The following is a 15,579-nucleotide window of genomic DNA, read 5'->3' as shown; positions in this document are numbered from 1 at the left end:
CGCTTACTTGAGGTTGTAGAAGGCAGCGCGGCCGGGGTAGACGGCCACATCGCCCAGGTCCTCTTCGATGCGCAGCAGCTGGTTGTACTTGGCCATGCGGTCCGAGCGCGACAGCGAACCCGTCTTGATCTGGCCGGCGTTCAGGCCGACGGCGATGTCGGAGATCGTGTTGTCCTCGGTCTCGCCCGAGCGGTGCGAGATGACGGCCGTGTAGCCCGCGCGCTTGGCCATCTCGATGGCGGCGAAGGTCTCGGTCAGCGTGCCGATCTGGTTGATCTTGATCAGGATGGAGTTGGCGATGCCCTTGTCGATGCCTTCCTGCAGGATCTTGGTGTTGGTGACGAAGAGGTCGTCGCCCACCAGCTGCACCTTCTGGCCCAGCACTTCGGTGATGTGCTTCCAGCCGTCCCAGTCGCCTTCGGCCATGCCGTCTTCGATGGAGATGATGGGGTACTTGTCGACCCAGGTGGCCAGCATGCTGGTCCATTCCTGCGCGGTCAGCTGGATGCCGCCTTCGCCTTCCAGCACGTATTTGCCATCCTTGTAGAACTCGCTGGCGGCGCAGTCCAGGGCCAGCGCGATCTGGTCGCCGGCGCGGTAGCCGGCCTTGTCGATGGCCTGCAGGATCAGCTGGATGGCGGCCTCATGGCTCTCGACGCTGGGCGCGAAGCCGCCCTCGTCGCCGACGGCGGTGGAGATGTGCTTGTCGTGCAGGATCTTCTTCAGCGCGTGGAAGACCTCGGCGCCCCAGCGCAGGGCCTCGCGGAAGCTCGGTGCGCCCACGGGGACGATCATCAGCTCCTGCAGGTCCAGCGAGTTGTTGGCGTGGGCGCCGCCGTTGATGACGTTCATCATCGGCACCGGCAGCTGGTTGCCGTTCATGCCGCCGAAGTAGCGGTACAGCGGCAGGCCGGACTCCTCGGCCGCGGCGCGGGCCACGGCCATGGACACGGCCAGCATCGCGTTGGCGCCCAGGCGGCTTTTGTTCTCGGTGCCGTCCAGGTCGATCAGCGTCTTGTCCAGGAAGGCCTGCTCGGAGGCATCCAGGCCCAGCACGGCTTCGCTGATCTCGGTGTTGATGTGTTCGACCGCCTTCAACACGCCCTTGCCCAGGTAGCGGGCCTTGTCGCCGTCGCGCAGCTCGATGGCCTCGCGCGAACCGGTGGACGCGCCCGAGGGCACGGCCGCGCGGCCCATGACGCCGGATTCCAGCAGCACGTCGCACTCGACGGTGGGGTTGCCGCGGCTGTCGAGGATTTCTCGGCCGACGATGTCAACGATGGCGCTCATTCAGTAGTCTCCAGGGAGTTGAATCAATTCGAGGGGGCAAATGGTGGCGTGGATTCGTTACCGGCGCTGAACAAGATCAGCTCACGCCGTCGACCACCACCATGCGCATGACGCCCGCGTCCAGGCGCAGGGACTTGGCGTCCTGATAGGTTTGCGAGTCGTAGAAGGCCTTGGCCGCTGCGCGATCCTGGAACCCCAGCACGATCAGCCGCGAAGGCGTCCAGGACCCTTCGAGCACCTCGAACTCGCCGCCGCGCACCAGCACCTGGGCGCCGTGCTCCTGCATGGCCTTGGTACTCCATTCGCGGTACTTGGCCATCTGCTCGGGGTTGGTGACGGTGACGTCGGCAATGATGTAGGCGGCCATGCGGGGGTCAGCAGGAAAAATCGTTTTGACGAAGGGCCAAGTCAATACAAGTCAGTTCGTCGAAATGATTTCCCCTTAGCAGGAGAAATCATTTTCGAGAAGAGGCTGCTGCTTGACGACGCGGTCCAGCGCGACGAGCTGCTCCAGCAGCGTCTTCATGTGCTTGAGCGGCACGGCGTTGGGGCCGTCGCTGAAGGCTTCGGCCGGGTTGGGGTGCGTCTCCATGAACAGGCCCGCCACGCCGACGCCGACGCCGGCACGGGCAAGCACCGGCACCATCTCGCGCGCACCGCCGCTGGAGCCGCCGAGGCCGCCGGGCTTCTGCACCGAGTGGGTCACGTCGAACACCACCGGCGCGCCGCTGTTGCGCATCTCGGCCAGGCTGGTCATGTCGGCCACGAGGTTGTTGTAGCCGAAGCTGACGCCGCGCTCGCAGGCGAGGAAGCTGTCTTCGGGAAGGCTCTTCTCGCGTGCTGCCGCCCGCGCCTTGTCGATGACGTTCTTCATGTCCCAGGGCGCGAGGAACTGGCCCTTCTTGATGTTGACCGGCTTGCCGGACTGCGCGACGGCGCGGATGAAGTCGGTCTGGCGGCACAGGAAGGCCGGCGTCTGCAGCACGTCGACGACGCTGGCGACCTCGTCCACCTGGGCCGCGTCGTGCACGTCGGTGAGCACGGGCAGGCCGGTCTGGCGGCGCACCTCGGCGAGGATCTTCAGGCCGGCTTCCATGCCGAGGCCACGCTTGGTGGTGCCCGACGAGCGGTTGGCCTTGTCGAACGATCCCTTGTAGATCAGCGGGATGCCAAGCGTCGTGCAGGCCTCCTTGAGCAGGCCGGCGACATCGAGCGACATCTGCAGGCCTTCGATGGAGCAGGTGCCGGCGATCAGGAAGAACGGGCGGTCGATGCCGACCTGGAAGCCGCAGAGTTCCATGTCAGTGGCCCTCGTGCTTGTGGTCCAGCGCGGCCTTGATGAAGGCCGTGAACAGCGGATGGCCGCCCCAGGGCGTGGACTTGAACTCGGGGTGGAACTGCACGCCGACGAACCAGGGGTGAACCTCGCGCGGCAGCTCGACCATCTCGGTCAGCTTCTCGCGCTGGGTGATGGCCGAGATGACGAGGCCGGCCTGGGTCAGGCGGTCGAGGTAGTGCTCGTTGGCCTCGTAGCGGTGACGGTGGCGCTCGTTGACGACATCACCGTAGATGTTGTGGGCCAGCGTGCCGGACTTGACGTCGGAACTCTGCGCGCCCAGGCGCATCGTGCCGCCGAGGTCGGAGCTGGCGTCGCGCTTCTGGATGCTGCCGTCGGCGTCCTGCCATTCGTCGATCAAAGCGATGACGGGGTGGGGCGTGGCGGGGTCGAACTCGGTGGAGTTGGCGTTGGCGAGGCCGGCCATGTGGCGGGCGTACTCGATGGTCGCGACCTGCATGCCCAGGCAGATGCCCAGGTAGGGCAGCTTGTGCTCGCGGGCGTACTGCGCGGCCAGGATCTTGCCTTCCACGCCGCGCTTGCCGAAGCCGCCGGGCACGAGGATGGCGTCGAACTTGCCAAGCTCACCGACCGTCTCGGGCGTCAGCGTCTCGCTGTCGACGTATTCGATCTTCACGCCGGCGTGGTTGTGGATGCCGGCGTGGCGCAGCGCCTCGTTGAGCGACTTGTAGGAGTCCGACAGATCGGTGTACTTGCCGCACATGGCGATGGTGACCTGCTCCTTGGGGTTCTCGACTTCGAACACGAGGTTGTCCCAGCGCTTCAGGTCGGTGCTCTTGGTGTTGAGCTGGAGCTTGGTGCAGATGAGCTGGTCCAGGCCCTGCTCGTGCAGCACGCGTGGCACCTTGTAGATGGTGTTCACGTCCCACATCGAGATCACGCCGTACTCGGGCACGTTCGTGAAGAGGGAGATCTTCTCGCGCTCGTCGTCGGGGATGCGGCGGTCGGCGCGGCACAGCAGCGCGTCGGGCTGGATGCCGATCTCGCGCAGCTTCTGCACGGTGTGCTGGGTGGGCTTGGTCTTCAGCTCGCCGGCGGCGGCGATCCAGGGCACGTAGGTCAGGTGCACGAAGGCCGTGTTGGTCGGGCCGGCGCGCAGGCTCATCTGGCGCACGGCTTCGAGGAAGGGCAGGGACTCGATGTCGCCCACCGTGCCGCCGATTTCCACGATGGCCACGTCGACGCCCTCGGCGCCGCGCTTGATGTATTCCTGGATCTCGTTGGTGATGTGCGGGATGACCTGCACCGTCTTGCCGAGGTAGTCGCCGCGGCGTTCCTTCTCCAGCACCGTCTTGTAGATCTGGCCGGTGGTGAAGTTGTTGGCCTTCTTCATCCTCGTCGTGATGAAGCGCTCGTAGTGGCCCAGGTCCAGGTCGGTTTCGGCGCCGTCATCGGTGACGAAGACCTCACCGTGCTGGAAGGGCGACATCGTGCCGGGGTCGACGTTGATGTACGGGTCCAGCTTGATGAGGGTGACTTTGAGGCCGCGCGATTCGAGGATGGCAGCCAGGGAGGCCGACGCGATGCCCTTGCCCAAGGAGGACACCACACCGCCGGTGACGAAGACGTATTTGGTCATGTCTTGCAGCAGCCCAGAACAGGCTGCTGTGGTGGGAAATTCTGATTGTACGGGACGGCCTATTCAGCCCAGGAGTTCCAGTACCAGATCCGCCGTTTCGTCGGGCTTTTCAAAGGGGTAGAGGTGCGAGCCCTCCATCCAGCGCCAGTTGTCGCCGGCCAGCTGCCTGGACGCCGCGGCGCCGGCCTGGCGCAGCTCGCTGGAACGCGTGCCGCCGACGAAGGCGACCGGGCATTGCGGCGGGCGCAGGCGCAGCAGCAGCGGCAGGTGGTGGGGCAGCGTGCGGTAGATGTGGGCCTCGACCTCGCGCGTGAAGCGCAGCCTCACCTGGCCGTCTTCCGCCTCCTCGAAGCCGGCGGCGATGTAGTCGGCCAGCACGCGCGGGTCCCAGCGGGCGAAGAGCTTCTTGGCGGCGAAATGCTTGTGGACGGCCTCGCGGTCCGGCCACACATGGCGGCGCTCGCGGGCGATCTTGGACGGGCCGTAGCGGTGGATCAGCCCCGTCGTCTTGGCGACGGCGATGGCGGCGGCCTTCCAGCCGGAGACGACCGGCGAGTCCAGCATGACGAGGCGGCTGACCAGTTCCGGCCGGCGGCAGGCGGCCAGCAGGCTGACCATGCCGCCCAGCGAGTGGCCCACCAGCGCCACCTGGCCTTCGGGCTTCACCTCGGTGTCGATGAAGTGCAGCAACTGGTCGCGCAGCTTGCGCCAGTCGCCGGTGACGGGGAAGCGCGGGTCGTGGCCCAGGCGGTCCAGCGCCTCGACGCGCCAGCCGGCCGCGCGCCAGCGCTCGAACAGCAGGCGGTAGCAGCCGGCGGGGTAGCTGTTGGCGTGGGAGAAGACGATCGTTTTCTGACTCATGCCTTGGCCAAGCGCTTCAGCTTGTAGAGCGCTTCCAGCGCCTCGCGCGGCGACAGCGCGTCGGGGTCGATGCCGTCCAGCGCCGTGACCAGTTCGCTCGGTTCGGGCGGCGGCGGTGGGGCGGGGGGCGCGGCGAAGAGGTCGAACTGGTCGTCCTCGGCATTCGAGCGCGCCTCCAGCGCCTCCAGCGTCGCGCGCGCCTGGCGCACCAGGCTGGCGGGCATGCCGGCCAGCCTGGCGACCTGCACGCCGTAGCTGCGGCTGGCCGGGCCGGCCTGCAGCTCGTGCAGGAAGACGATGTCCTCGCCGCTCTCGACGGCCGACACATGCCAGTTCTGCGCCAGCGGGTGCTTGGCCGGGAACTCGGTCAGCTCGAAGTAGTGCGTCGCGAACAGCGTGAAGGCGCGGGTCTTGTCGTGCAGGTGGGTGGCGATGGCCGAGGCCAGGGCCAGGCCGTCGAAGGTCGACGTGCCGCGCCCGATCTCGTCCATCAGCACCAGCGACTGGTCGGTCGCCGAGTGCAGGATGGCCGCGCCCTCGGTCATCTCCAGCATGAAGGTGGATTGCGCGTTGGCGAGGTCGTCCGCCGCGCCGATGCGGGTGTGGATGGCGTCCATCGGCCCGAGCCGGCAGCTCGTCGCGGGCACATAGCTGCCGATGGCGGCCAGCAGCGCGATCAGCGCGACCTGGCGCATGAAGGTGCTCTTGCCGCCCATATTGGGGCCGGTGATGACCAGCAGCTTCGTGCGCGCATCGAGCCGGCAGTCGTTGGGCATGAACTCGGCACCACCGGTCTCGGCCAGGCGCGCCTGCACGACCGGATGGCGGCCGGCCTCGATCTCCAGGCAGGGCTGCGAGACGAACTCCGGCCGGCACCAGTTCAGTGTGACCGCGCGCTCGGCCAGCGCGGCCAGCGCATCCAGGCCGGCCAGCGTGCGGCCCAGCGCGGTCAGCGGCTCCAGCCGGGTGATGAGGGCGTCGATGACCTGCTCGTACAGCAGCTTCTCGCGCGCCAGCGCTCGCTCCTGGGCGGACAGCGCCTTGTCCTCGAAGGCCTTCAGCTCCGGCGTGATGTAGCGCTCGGCGTTCTTCAGCGTCTGGCGGCGCTGGTAGTCCATCGGCACCTTGTCGACCTGGCCCTGCGTGACCTCGATGTAGAAGCCATGCACGCGGTTGAACTGCACGCGCAGGTTGGCGATGCCGGTGCGGGCGCGCTCGCGTGTCTCCAGGTCCAGCAGGAAGCCGTCGCAGTTCTGCTGGATGCCGCGCAGCTCGTCCAGCTCGGCGTCGAAGCCGTTGGCGATGACGCCGCCGTCGCGCGGCAGCAGCGCGGGCTCCTCGGCGACGGCGCGTTCCAGCAGTTCGAGGATGTCGCCCGGCGGGTTCAGCGTGGCGTCGCGCAGCGCGGCAGGCGTCACGGCGCGCAGCTGCGGCAGCACCCGCAGCGTCGCGCGCAGGCCGGTCAGCTCGCGCGGGCGCACCTGACGCAGCGCGATGCGGGCGGCGATGCGCTCCACGTCGCTGACCGACTTCAGCGCGTCTCGCAGCGGCTCGAAGCCTTCGGCGTGCAGCGCGGCGATGGCGTTGTGGCGGGCCATCGCCTCGCCGCGCTCGCGCCTGGGATGCAGCAGCCACTGGCGCAGCATGCGGCTGCCCATGCCGCTTTTGCAGGTATCGATCAGCGAGAAGAGGGTGGGGCTGGATTCGCCGCGCAGCGTCTGCACCAGTTCCAGGTTGCGCTGCGTGGCCGGCGGCAGGTCCATCAGGTCGCTGGCGCGCTGCACGCGCAGCGAGCGCACATGGGCCAGCGCGCGGCCCTGGGTGTGCTCGGCGAACGCCAGCAGCGCGCTCGCGGCGGCGTGGGCCAGCGTCAGCTCGTGGGCGTTGAAGCCCTGCAGATTGGCCACGCCCAGCTGCTCGCACAGTTTGCGCTGGCCTAAAGCGCCGTCGAACTGCCAGCCCGGCCGGTTCGTGACCGGGAAGCGCGCCCGCATGACGCCTGCGGGTTGATGCTCGCGGTTGACGAGGATCTCCGCCGGCATCAGCCGCGCCAGCCAGCCCGGCAGCTCCGCGTCGCTGCACTCGGCCAAGCCGATCTCGCCCTGTGTCAACGACAGCCACGCCAGGCCATGCCGGCGGCCGTGACCGCTGACGCTGAGCAGCACGGCATCCTGCTTGTCGGCCAGCAGCTCGGTGTCGGTGATGGTGCCGGGCGTGACGACGCGCACGACCTTGCGCTCCACCGGCCCCTTGCCGGCGCCGACCTCGCCGACCTGCTCGGCAATCGCGACCGCCTCGCCCAGCTTGATGAGCTTGGCGAGATAGCTCTCCAGCGCATGCACCGGCACGCCGGCCATGACGACGGGCTGGCCGGCGCTTGTGCCGCGCTGGGTCAGCGTGATGTCCAGCAGCGCATTGCACTTGCGTGCATCGTCGTAGAAGACCTCGTAGAAATCACCCATCCGGTACAGCAGCAGCGTGTCCGGGAAGTCGGCTTTCAGGCCCAGATACTGGGCCATCATGGGCGTGTGGGCGCTGAAGTCAGCGGGCTGGGTCATCGGCGGCGTTCGGGAATGGAAAAGCCCTCGGCGGAGGGCTTCAGAATGGACGGAAGTTTAAGCGGCGCCTTGGTCGCGGTCGGGCCGTCGCCCACGATGAGCTGGGCTGGAAAAGCGAAAGGCCCGCTTGCGCGGGCCTTCGGGCTTGGGTCGGGAGCCGTGAGGCTGATCATGCCAGCGCCCTGCATGGCACTGTCCTTCGTGAGCCGTCAGACAGGCCGCAGGGCCTGTCTTCGGTGCTCACTCAGTCCTCGGACTTGAACACCAGCTTGACTTCGTGGGTCTGCGGGGCGCCCGTGCCTTCGAAGCGCCACTGGCTCAGCGCGTCCACGGCAGCGCGGTCGAACACGCGCTTGGGTTCGGCTTCGACGACTTCGACGCCCGAGACCTTGCCGTCGCCGGCAATGGTCATCTTGGCGCGCACGCTGCCGGCGGTGATGCTCTTCTTCACGGCCTCGTTGGGGTACTCGGGCGCCACCTTCTTCAGGACCTTGGCATCGGCGTGGGCCAGGGAAGCAGCGGCGACGAGGGCGAGGGCGATAGCGGAGCGGGCGAACATCGGACGGGTCTTTCGGGCTTTGGGTCTGTTGCGGTTGCGGCTTGTGGCCGCGCTGAAGCTCGCATTCTGGCCAGCGCATCCCCCTCGGGTAAGGGGGAGGGCCGTGCACAAGTCACGGGCGGCGGGCCGGCCTGGGGCGTGGGCGCCCGAGTCGCCAATTCCGTCACGGCCGAAACCGACGAAGCCCTCCGCGGGGAGGGCTTGGTGAGGGCGCTGCGGGCCGGTCAGAGCGGTGCGTCGCTGCCGCTCTCGTCCTTCTTGAGGCGCACCGGGCCGCGCTTCTTCGGCGCCGGAGCGGGTGCGGCGACTTCGACCAGGGGCGCAGCGGCCGGCGCCTCGTCTTCCTTGATGACGCGGCTGTAGGGCGACAGGAGGGTGACGAGCTGGGCGTAGATCTTGGGGTTGCCGGCCACGACTTCGCGCTGGTGCAGGAAGTCGGCCTCGCCGGTGAAGTTGCCGATCAGGCCGCCGGCCTCGGTGATGATGAGCGAGCCGGCCGCGATGTCCCAGGGCTGCAGGCCGGTCTCGAAGAAGGCGTCGTAGTGGCCGGCGGCGACGTAGCAGAGGTCCAGGGCCGCGGCGCCCGGACGGCGCAGGCCGGCGCAGTGCTGCATGACTTCCTCGAACATCTTCACGTAGCGCTTGAAGTTGTCGCCGCGGCGGAAGGGAAAGCCGGTGCCGATCAGCGCGTCGCTCATGCGGGTGCGCTTGGACACGCGCAGGCGGCGGTCGTTCAGGAAGGCGCCGCGGCCCTTGGTCGCGTAGAAGAGGTCGTTGCGCGTCGGGTCGTAGACGACGGCCTGCTGCACGACGCCACGGTGGGCCAGCGCGATGGACACGCAGTAGACCGGCAGGCCGTGGATGAAGTTGGTGGTGCCGTCCAGCGGATCGATGATCCAGACGTATTCGGAATGCTTGGCGCCGTGGGTGCGTCCCGACTCTTCGGCCAGGATGCCGTGGTCGGGGTAGGCGCCCAGCAGCGTCTCGATGATGACCCCTTCCGCCGCGTGATCGACCTCGGTCACGAAGTCGTTCGGGCTCTTGGTGTTGATCCGCAGCGCCTCCAGGTCCAGCGAGGCGCGGTTGATGAGGGCGCCGGCCGCGCGCGCCGCCTTGATGGCGACATTGAGCATGGGATGGAGGGACGTCTGCAGCATGCGGGCACTCGCAAAAGAGAGGAAGGGGCTGGCGGAGGGAAAGAGCGACGGCCAGCATACGAAGGCTGGGCCGGGATAATCGGCGATTCTAACCGCTGACCCCGTACAAACCCGTGGAATCCACACGCTTCGTCCTGATCAACACCAGCCATGCCGGCAACGTCGGCTCAGCAGCGCGGGCGATGAAGGTGATGGGCTTCGGCGACCTCGTGCTGGTGGCGCCGCGCTTTGCCGACGTGCTCTGCCACGAGGAGGCCGTGGCCATGGCCAGCGGCGCGGCCGACATCCTGGCACGCGCCAGCGTCGTGCCGACGCTGGCCGAGGCGCTGGACGGCGTGGACTTCGCCTGCGCCACCGCGATGACGCCGCGCGACTTCGGCCCGCCGACGCACGAGCCGCGTGCGCTGTTCGCCGGGCTGGCCGCGCGCGAGGCCGCGCCGCGCCTGGCCCTGGTGTTCGGCTCGGAGCGCTACGGCATGGCCAACGAAGACGTCTACCGCTGCCATGCGGTGCTGAGCATCCCGACGAACCCCGACTACGGCTCGCTCAACCTCGCCCAGGCCGTGCAGCTGCTGGCCTACGACCTGCGCCAGGCGCTCGGCGGCTTCGGCGTGCAGGCCCGCACGCCCGACCCCGAGCTGGCCGATGCCCGTGCCGTGCAGGGCCTGCTCGACCACCTGCAGGCGGCGCTGACCGACATCGGCTACCTCGACCCCGCCGCGCCGAAGAAGCTGATGCCGCGGCTCAACCAGCTCTTCAACCGCGCCGGCCTCACGAACGAGGAAGTGCACATCCTGCGCGGCATCGCCCGCCAGATGAGCAAGACCGCAAACCCGGCAAGCCCAAGCTAGGCCGCCTACACTGGCTGGCCTTTCTCCCTCTGGCAGCACCATGTTCCAGCGCCTGCGCGAAGACATCGCCCTGATCCTCGAACGCGACCCGGCCGCCCGCTCGGCCTGGGAGGTGCTGACCTGTTACCCGGGCCTGCATGCGCTGTGGCTGCATCGCCGCGCGCACTGGCTCTGGACGCACGGCTTGCTGTGGCTGGGCCGCTGGGTCTCGCACTGGGGGCGCTTCCTGACCGGCATCGAGATCCACCCCGGCGCCAAGATCGGCCGCAAGGTCTTCATCGACCACGGCATGGGCATCGTCATCGGCGAAATGGCCGAGATCGGCGAGGGCTGCACCATCTACCAGGGCGTGACGCTGGGCGGCACCTCCCTCGTCAAGGGCGCCAAGCGCCACCCGACGCTGGGCCCGGGCGTCATCGTCGGCGCCAATGCCAGCGTGCTGGGCGGCTTCACGGTGGGCGCCGGCGCGCGCATCGGCTCGGGCGCGGTCGTGACCAAGCCGGTGCCCGCGGGCGCGACGGCCGTGGGCAACCCGGCCCGCATCATCGAGGCCGCCAGCGACCAGGCCCGCGAGGAGGCCGCCGCCAAGATGGGCTTCTCGGCCTATGGCGTGACCCAGGGCGACGACCCGGTGGCCCTGGCCATGCGCGGCCTGATCGACAGCGCCTCGGGGCATGAGCACCAGATCGCGCTGCTGTGGAGCGCGGTCTGCAAGCTGTCCACGCAGATGGGCAAGCCGGTCGGCGACTGCGTGCCCGACGACGCCCAGCGCAGCGAGGCCTTCGACGCGGCCGAGATGAACCGGCTCGTGAAGTGAGCCGCAGCCCGCCCGCGGCGTTGCGCTTTGGCGCAAACGGGCCGCGCCGGCGGTGAAATGACCGTTTTGGCCGGCCAAGTCGGGTGCCTGGACGCTGCCGTGCCTCAGAATCGTGAGCTCCAGGCCGCAAGGCCCGCCTCTCACGACCGTCGTGTTTCCTAGCGAGTTCAGACTGCGGCTTTCCAAGGGCTGGCGCCTGGCGTGCGGCCTCGCGCTGGGCCTGGCACTGGTCGCGGCGACCGTGGCGGCACCGCAGCCCATGCAGGAGCGCCTGGCCGACATCAGCTTCCAGCACATCACGCAGGACCAGGGCATGCCCAACGCCATCGCGGCGGCGCTGGCGCAGGACGGCCAGGGCTTTCTGTGGATAGGCAGCCCCGGCGGCCTGTCGCGCTGGGACGGCTACCGCTTCCGCGTCTACCAGGCCGACTCGAAGCGCGCGGATGCCCTGCCCGACAACTATGTGCAGGCCCTGCACGGCGATGCCCGCGGCCGACTCTGGGTGGGCACGACCTCGGCCGGGCTGCTGCGCTACGACCCGGCCACGGATGGTTTCGTGCGCTATCCGGTGGGCGGCGAGGGCGGGCTCAGCCACGTCAGCGTGCGCCAGATGCTGGACGACGGCGACGGCGGGCTCTGGGTCGTCACCGACGGCGGCCTGGACCGGCTGAACCTCACCGACGGGCGCGTCGAGCATGCCAGCCAGGGCTGGGCCGCGGCCGCCGGAGCCCAGGTGAGCGTGCTGCTGCGCGACCGCCGCGGCGCGCTCTGGCTGGGCAGTGCGGCCGGCCTGTTCAGGCGCGAGCCCGGCGGCGGCCCGCTGCAGCCGGTGTCGCTGAGCCCGGGTGCCACGATCCAGCCCGAGGTGCTCGGCCAGGATGGCGCCGGGCGCATCTGGGTCGGCAGCCTGCGCCACGGCGTTTTCGTGCTGCCGGACGACGGCCTCGCACCCGCCCTGCCTCTGCACGAGAGCAGCTCGCCGGACGGCCTGGACCTGCTGGACGCGAGCCAGATCGTCGGCCTGGCCGAGGTCGCGCCGGGCGAGATGTGGGTGGCGACGCAGACCCAGGGCCTCGTCGCGGTGGACTTCGCGCAGGGGCAGACGCGGCGCATCCGCCATGTGCCGGCCTGGCCGATGAGCCTGGCCGACAACGCGCTGCGCGCCCTCTACCGCGATCGCGCCGGCCTGATCTGGGTGGCCACCAACCGCGGCCTGAGCCGCTACGACCCGCACCAGACCGGCGTGCTGACGCGCTTCGGCGTCGTGCCCGACGGCGGCAATGCCTTCGACGGCCGCTTCGTCGGCACCGAGATCAGCTGGATACAGCCCATGTCCGACGGCCGCATCTGGCTGGGCACGCACAGCGGCGGCGTCGACATCCTCGACGCGGCGGGCGTGCGCGTCGGCGCACTGCGGCCCGACGCGGGCCGGCCCGAGGCCGCGCTGCCGCCCGACATCGTGCTGGCGATGGCGCCGGCACCCGACGGCGGCGTCTTCATCGCCACCAAGCGCGGCCTCTACCGCGCGGACGCCGCGGGGCGGCGCGTCGCGCGCGTCGCGCTGGCCGGCCGCGACCCGGCCGCCTCGGTCTGGGCGCTGCTGGCGGACGGCGACGAGCTGTGGATCGGCGGCCAGGCCGACGGCCTGTGGCGGCTGGACCTGAGGCGCGGCAGGGCCGAGGCCGTCGCGCTGCCCGCGCCGGGCCTGAGCGACCGGCGCGTGACCGTGCTGGCGCGCGACGGGCAGGAACCGGGCCGGCTCTGGGTCGGCACCCGGCACGGCCTGAACCGCGTCGACATCGTCCGGCGCACCGTCACGCGCTGGCTGCCGGGGCCGGTGCAGATGGGCTCGCTGTCGGCCGGCTTCATCACCGCGTTGCTGACCGACGCGCGGGGCCGGCTCTGGGTCGGCAGCTACGGCGGCGGCATCGACGTGCTGCCGGCGCCGGGGCAGGGCGCCGACGCGCTGCCGCAGCGCCTGGGCCTGGCCCAGGGCCTGCCCGACGGCACCATCAACACGCTGCTGGACGACCGGCAGGGGCATGTCTGGGCCAGCACCGACAACGGTCTGGCCCGCGTCGACGCCAACACGCTGGCCGTCACGGCGCTGCGCCGCGCCGAGGGCGTCGCCTTCCAGACCTACTGGACGGCCTCGGCCGCGCGCACCGCGCAGGGCGAACTGCTCTTCGGCGGCAGCGGTGGCATGACCGTCGTGCGGCCCGACAAGCTGCGGGCCTGGAACTACCGCCCCCATGTGCTGGTCACCGACGTCAAGCTGGGAGGCCGGGCCGTGCCCGCCCCGGCCGGCGACGCGTCGCTGACGGTGGCGCCCGGAGCCAACAGCCTGGCCGTCGAGTTCGCCTCGACCGACTTCTCGGCCCCCGAGCGCAACCGCTACGCCTTCAAGCTCGAAGGCTATGACGCCGATTGGGTGGCGACCGACCCGACGCGCCGCCTCGCGGCCTATGCCAACCTGCCGCCGGGCGACTACCGCCTGCGCCTGCGCGCCTCCAACCGCGACGGCCAATGGGGCGAGCAGGATCTGGCCCTGCCCGTCCGCGTGCTGCCGGCCTGGCACCAGACCTGGTGGTTCCGAGCCGCCGTCGTGCTGGCCCTGGGCCTGCTGATGCTGGCCGCCGTGCGGGCGCGCACCCGGCTGCTGCAGCGCCGCCAGCGCGAGCTCGAACTCAAGGTGCGCCAGCGCACGGCCGAGCTGGAGGCCCTGCATCACGCGCTGGAGGAGAAGTCGGCCCAGCTGCAGATGAGCAGCGTGACCGACCCGCTGACCGGCCTGCACAACCGCCGCTTCCTGAGCGAGCACATCGAGCACGACCTGGCCGCCAGCCTGCGCCGTGCCCAGGAGGCCCGTGCCGCGGGCGGCCAGCCGCTGGACACGGACAGCGTCTTCCTGCTGCTGGACATCGACGCATTCAAGCGCATCAACGACCGCCGCGGCCATGCGGTCGGCGACGCGGTGCTGGTGCAGTTCGGCGCGCGGCTGCGCAGCGTGCTGCGCGAGTCCGACTACCTGGTGCGCTGGGGCGGCGAGGAGTTCCTGGCCGTCGCCCGCGACACCGACCGCGTGCGCGCCGAGGAGCTGGCCGAGCGCATGCGCGCCGTCATCGCCGACACGCCCTTCGTGCTGGACGACGGCAGCAGGCTGGCCGTGAGCTGCTCCATCGGTTTCGCCTGCATGCCCTTCGAGTTCGAGCGCCCGCTGGGACGCAGCTGGCAGCAGGTCGTCAACATTGCCGACCTCGGCCTCTACGCGGCCAAGCGTTCGGGCCGCAATGCCTGGGTCGGCGTGCATGCCGGCCCCTGCGCGCCGGGGCGGCGCGAGGTGGGCGAGTTCTGCGTGACCAGCAACCGCGCACTGGAGGCCGTGGCCGCCGCGATGCGCTCACCGGCGGCGCCGGGCGCCGTGCTGGCGTCCGACTGAGTCAGCCCGCGGCCGGCGGCCGCTGCGCGCTCTTGGGCCTGAAGGCCTTGCAGACCTCGTCGCGGGTCTCGAGGTAGGGGCCGCCGATCAGGTCGAGGCAATAGGGCACGGCGGCGAAGATGCCGCCGGCCTTCTCGTGGCCGGCCAGCGTCTCGGCGATCGCCTTGGGCTGGCCCGGCAGGTTGATGATGAGGGCCCGGCCGCGGATGACGGCCACCTGGCACGACAGGATGGCCGTCGGCACGAAGCGCAGCGAGATCTGGCGCATCTGCTCGCCGAAGCCCGGCATCACGCGGTCGGCGACGGCCAGCGTCGCCTCGGGCGTCACGTCGCGCGGCGCGGGGCCGGTGCCGCCGGTGGTCAGCACGAGGTCGCAGTGCTCGGCATCGACGAGGTCGATGAGCGCCTGCGAGATGCCGGCCTGCTCGTCGGGGATCAGGCGGGGCAGGAACTCGACGGGGTTGAGCAGCGCGGCGCCCAGCCAGTCCTTCAGCGCGGGCAGGCCCTTGTCCTCGTAGACGCCGCTGGAGGCGCGGTCGCTGATGGAGACGATGCCGATGCGGACCGGGTCACTCATCGCCAACGCCCTCGGAGGCCTTGATGAACTGGAACAGCTCGCGGAAGGCGCGGCCGCTGCGCTTTTCCGGTGCATTGGCGGCGTCCTTGCGCGCGGCGCGCACGAGGTTGCGCAGCTGCTGGATGTCGATGTCGGCGTGCGCGTTCAGGAACTCCTGCAGCGCGTCGTCGCTGGCCAGCAGGCGCTCGCGCCAGCGCTCGGACTGGTGCAGCTTCAGGCTGTCCTGCGCGTGGCCGAGCTTGAAGGCGGCGACCGCCTCGCGCACCGGCTCGGCGTCGATCTTGCGCATCAGTTTGCCGATGTACTGCATCTGGCGGCGCCGGCCCTCGAAGTTGGTGATCTTCTTGGCCGCGCGCAGCGCGTCGTAGAGGATCTCGGGCAGCGCCAGCGGCTCCCAGCGGCTCTCGGGCAGGGCCAGCAGCTCCTCGCCCAGCTTCTGCAGCGCGGTCATGTCGCGCTTCATCTGGGACTTGCTGGGGCGGTCGAAGTCGTCGTCGTCTTCGAATTCGGGCGTGTTCTCTTGCATCGGAAGCA

13 protein-coding genes are annotated in these 15,579 nt (G+C 69.9%); 3 read left to right on the top strand and 10 right to left on the bottom strand.

What is annotated here, in order from left to right; all coding sequences use genetic code 11:
- Positions 1 to 3: 3 nt before the first annotated feature.
- The 8 genes from eno to NYP07_RS11435 all read right to left on the bottom strand — a co-directional run bounded on the left by eno (position 4) and on the right by NYP07_RS11435 (position 9,361).
- Positions 4 to 1,290: a phosphopyruvate hydratase gene (gene eno / locus NYP07_RS11470; protein WP_268150493.1), complete on the bottom strand. Its 1,287-nt coding sequence runs from the start codon at positions 1,288 to 1,290 to the stop codon at positions 4 to 6.
- 76 nt (positions 1,291 to 1,366) lie between these two features.
- Positions 1,367 to 1,657 carry a DUF1330 domain-containing protein gene (locus NYP07_RS11465; protein WP_268150491.1) on the bottom strand — a complete coding sequence of 97 codons (291 nt, stop codon included), beginning with the start codon at positions 1,655 to 1,657 and terminating at the stop codon, positions 1,367 to 1,369.
- A 75-nt stretch (positions 1,658 to 1,732) separates the two neighbouring features.
- Complete coding sequence (kdsA, locus tag NYP07_RS11460; protein WP_268150489.1) at positions 1,733 to 2,590, bottom strand: 3-deoxy-8-phosphooctulonate synthase; 858 nt, start codon at positions 2,588 to 2,590, stop codon at positions 1,733 to 1,735.
- Between the two features lies 1 nt (position 2,591).
- A complete protein-coding gene (locus NYP07_RS11455; RefSeq protein ID WP_268150487.1) occupies positions 2,592 to 4,226 on the bottom strand; it encodes a CTP synthase in 1,635 nt (544 codons plus the stop codon).
- A gap of 63 nt (positions 4,227 to 4,289) precedes the next feature.
- Positions 4,290 to 5,087, bottom strand: coding sequence for an alpha/beta fold hydrolase (locus NYP07_RS11450; protein ID WP_268150485.1), 798 nt, complete (start codon positions 5,085 to 5,087; stop codon positions 4,290 to 4,292).
- A complete protein-coding gene (mutS, locus tag NYP07_RS11445) occupies positions 5,084 to 7,645 on the bottom strand; it encodes a DNA mismatch repair protein MutS (protein ID WP_268150483.1) in 2,562 nt (853 codons plus the stop codon). Before mutS ends, NYP07_RS11450 begins: the two co-directional genes overlap by 4 nt.
- A 244-nt stretch (positions 7,646 to 7,889) precedes the next feature.
- A complete protein-coding gene (locus NYP07_RS11440; protein WP_268150481.1) occupies positions 7,890 to 8,204 on the bottom strand; it encodes an energy transducer TonB in 315 nt (104 codons plus the stop codon).
- 224 nt (positions 8,205 to 8,428) lie between these two features.
- The gene (locus NYP07_RS11435; RefSeq protein ID WP_268150479.1) at positions 8,429 to 9,361 is read right to left on the bottom strand and encodes an inositol monophosphatase family protein; all 933 of its coding nucleotides are present in this window, start codon (positions 9,359 to 9,361) and stop codon (positions 8,429 to 8,431) included.
- A 113-nt stretch (positions 9,362 to 9,474) separates the two neighbouring features.
- On the opposite strand from NYP07_RS11435, the gene NYP07_RS11430 reads away from it, so the two are divergent.
- The 3 genes from NYP07_RS11430 to NYP07_RS11420 all read left to right on the top strand — a co-directional run bounded on the left by NYP07_RS11430 (position 9,475) and on the right by NYP07_RS11420 (position 14,468).
- Positions 9,475 to 10,212: an RNA methyltransferase gene (locus NYP07_RS11430; RefSeq protein WP_268150477.1), complete on the top strand. Its 738-nt coding sequence runs from the start codon at positions 9,475 to 9,477 to the stop codon at positions 10,210 to 10,212.
- A 40-nt stretch (positions 10,213 to 10,252) separates the two neighbouring features.
- Positions 10,253 to 11,029: a serine O-acetyltransferase gene (gene cysE, locus NYP07_RS11425; RefSeq protein WP_268150475.1), complete on the top strand. Its 777-nt coding sequence runs from the start codon at positions 10,253 to 10,255 to the stop codon at positions 11,027 to 11,029.
- Between the two features lie 151 nt (positions 11,030 to 11,180).
- Positions 11,181 to 14,468, top strand: a complete 3,288-nt coding sequence (locus NYP07_RS11420; protein WP_268150473.1) for a two-component regulator propeller domain-containing protein — start codon at positions 11,181 to 11,183, stop codon at positions 14,466 to 14,468.
- Position 14,469: 1 nt separating this feature from the next.
- Here NYP07_RS11420 and mog read toward each other — a convergent pair whose 3' ends face one another.
- Both mog and yjgA read right to left on the bottom strand, forming a co-directional pair.
- Positions 14,470 to 15,045: a molybdopterin adenylyltransferase gene (gene mog, locus NYP07_RS11415; protein ID WP_268150471.1), complete on the bottom strand. Its 576-nt coding sequence runs from the start codon at positions 15,043 to 15,045 to the stop codon at positions 14,470 to 14,472.
- Positions 15,038 to 15,571: a ribosome biogenesis factor YjgA gene (gene yjgA, locus NYP07_RS11410; RefSeq protein WP_268150469.1), complete on the bottom strand. Its 534-nt coding sequence runs from the start codon at positions 15,569 to 15,571 to the stop codon at positions 15,038 to 15,040. The genes mog and yjgA overlap by 8 nt, the downstream gene beginning before the upstream one ends.
- Positions 15,572 to 15,579 lie beyond the last annotated feature (8 nt).

The sequence above is a fragment of the Pelomonas aquatica genome, from assembly GCF_026712205.1.
Lineage (GTDB): Bacteria > Pseudomonadota > Gammaproteobacteria > Burkholderiales > Burkholderiaceae_C > Pelomonas > Pelomonas aquatica.
This window is presented reverse-complemented; position numbering and strand designations above follow the sequence as displayed.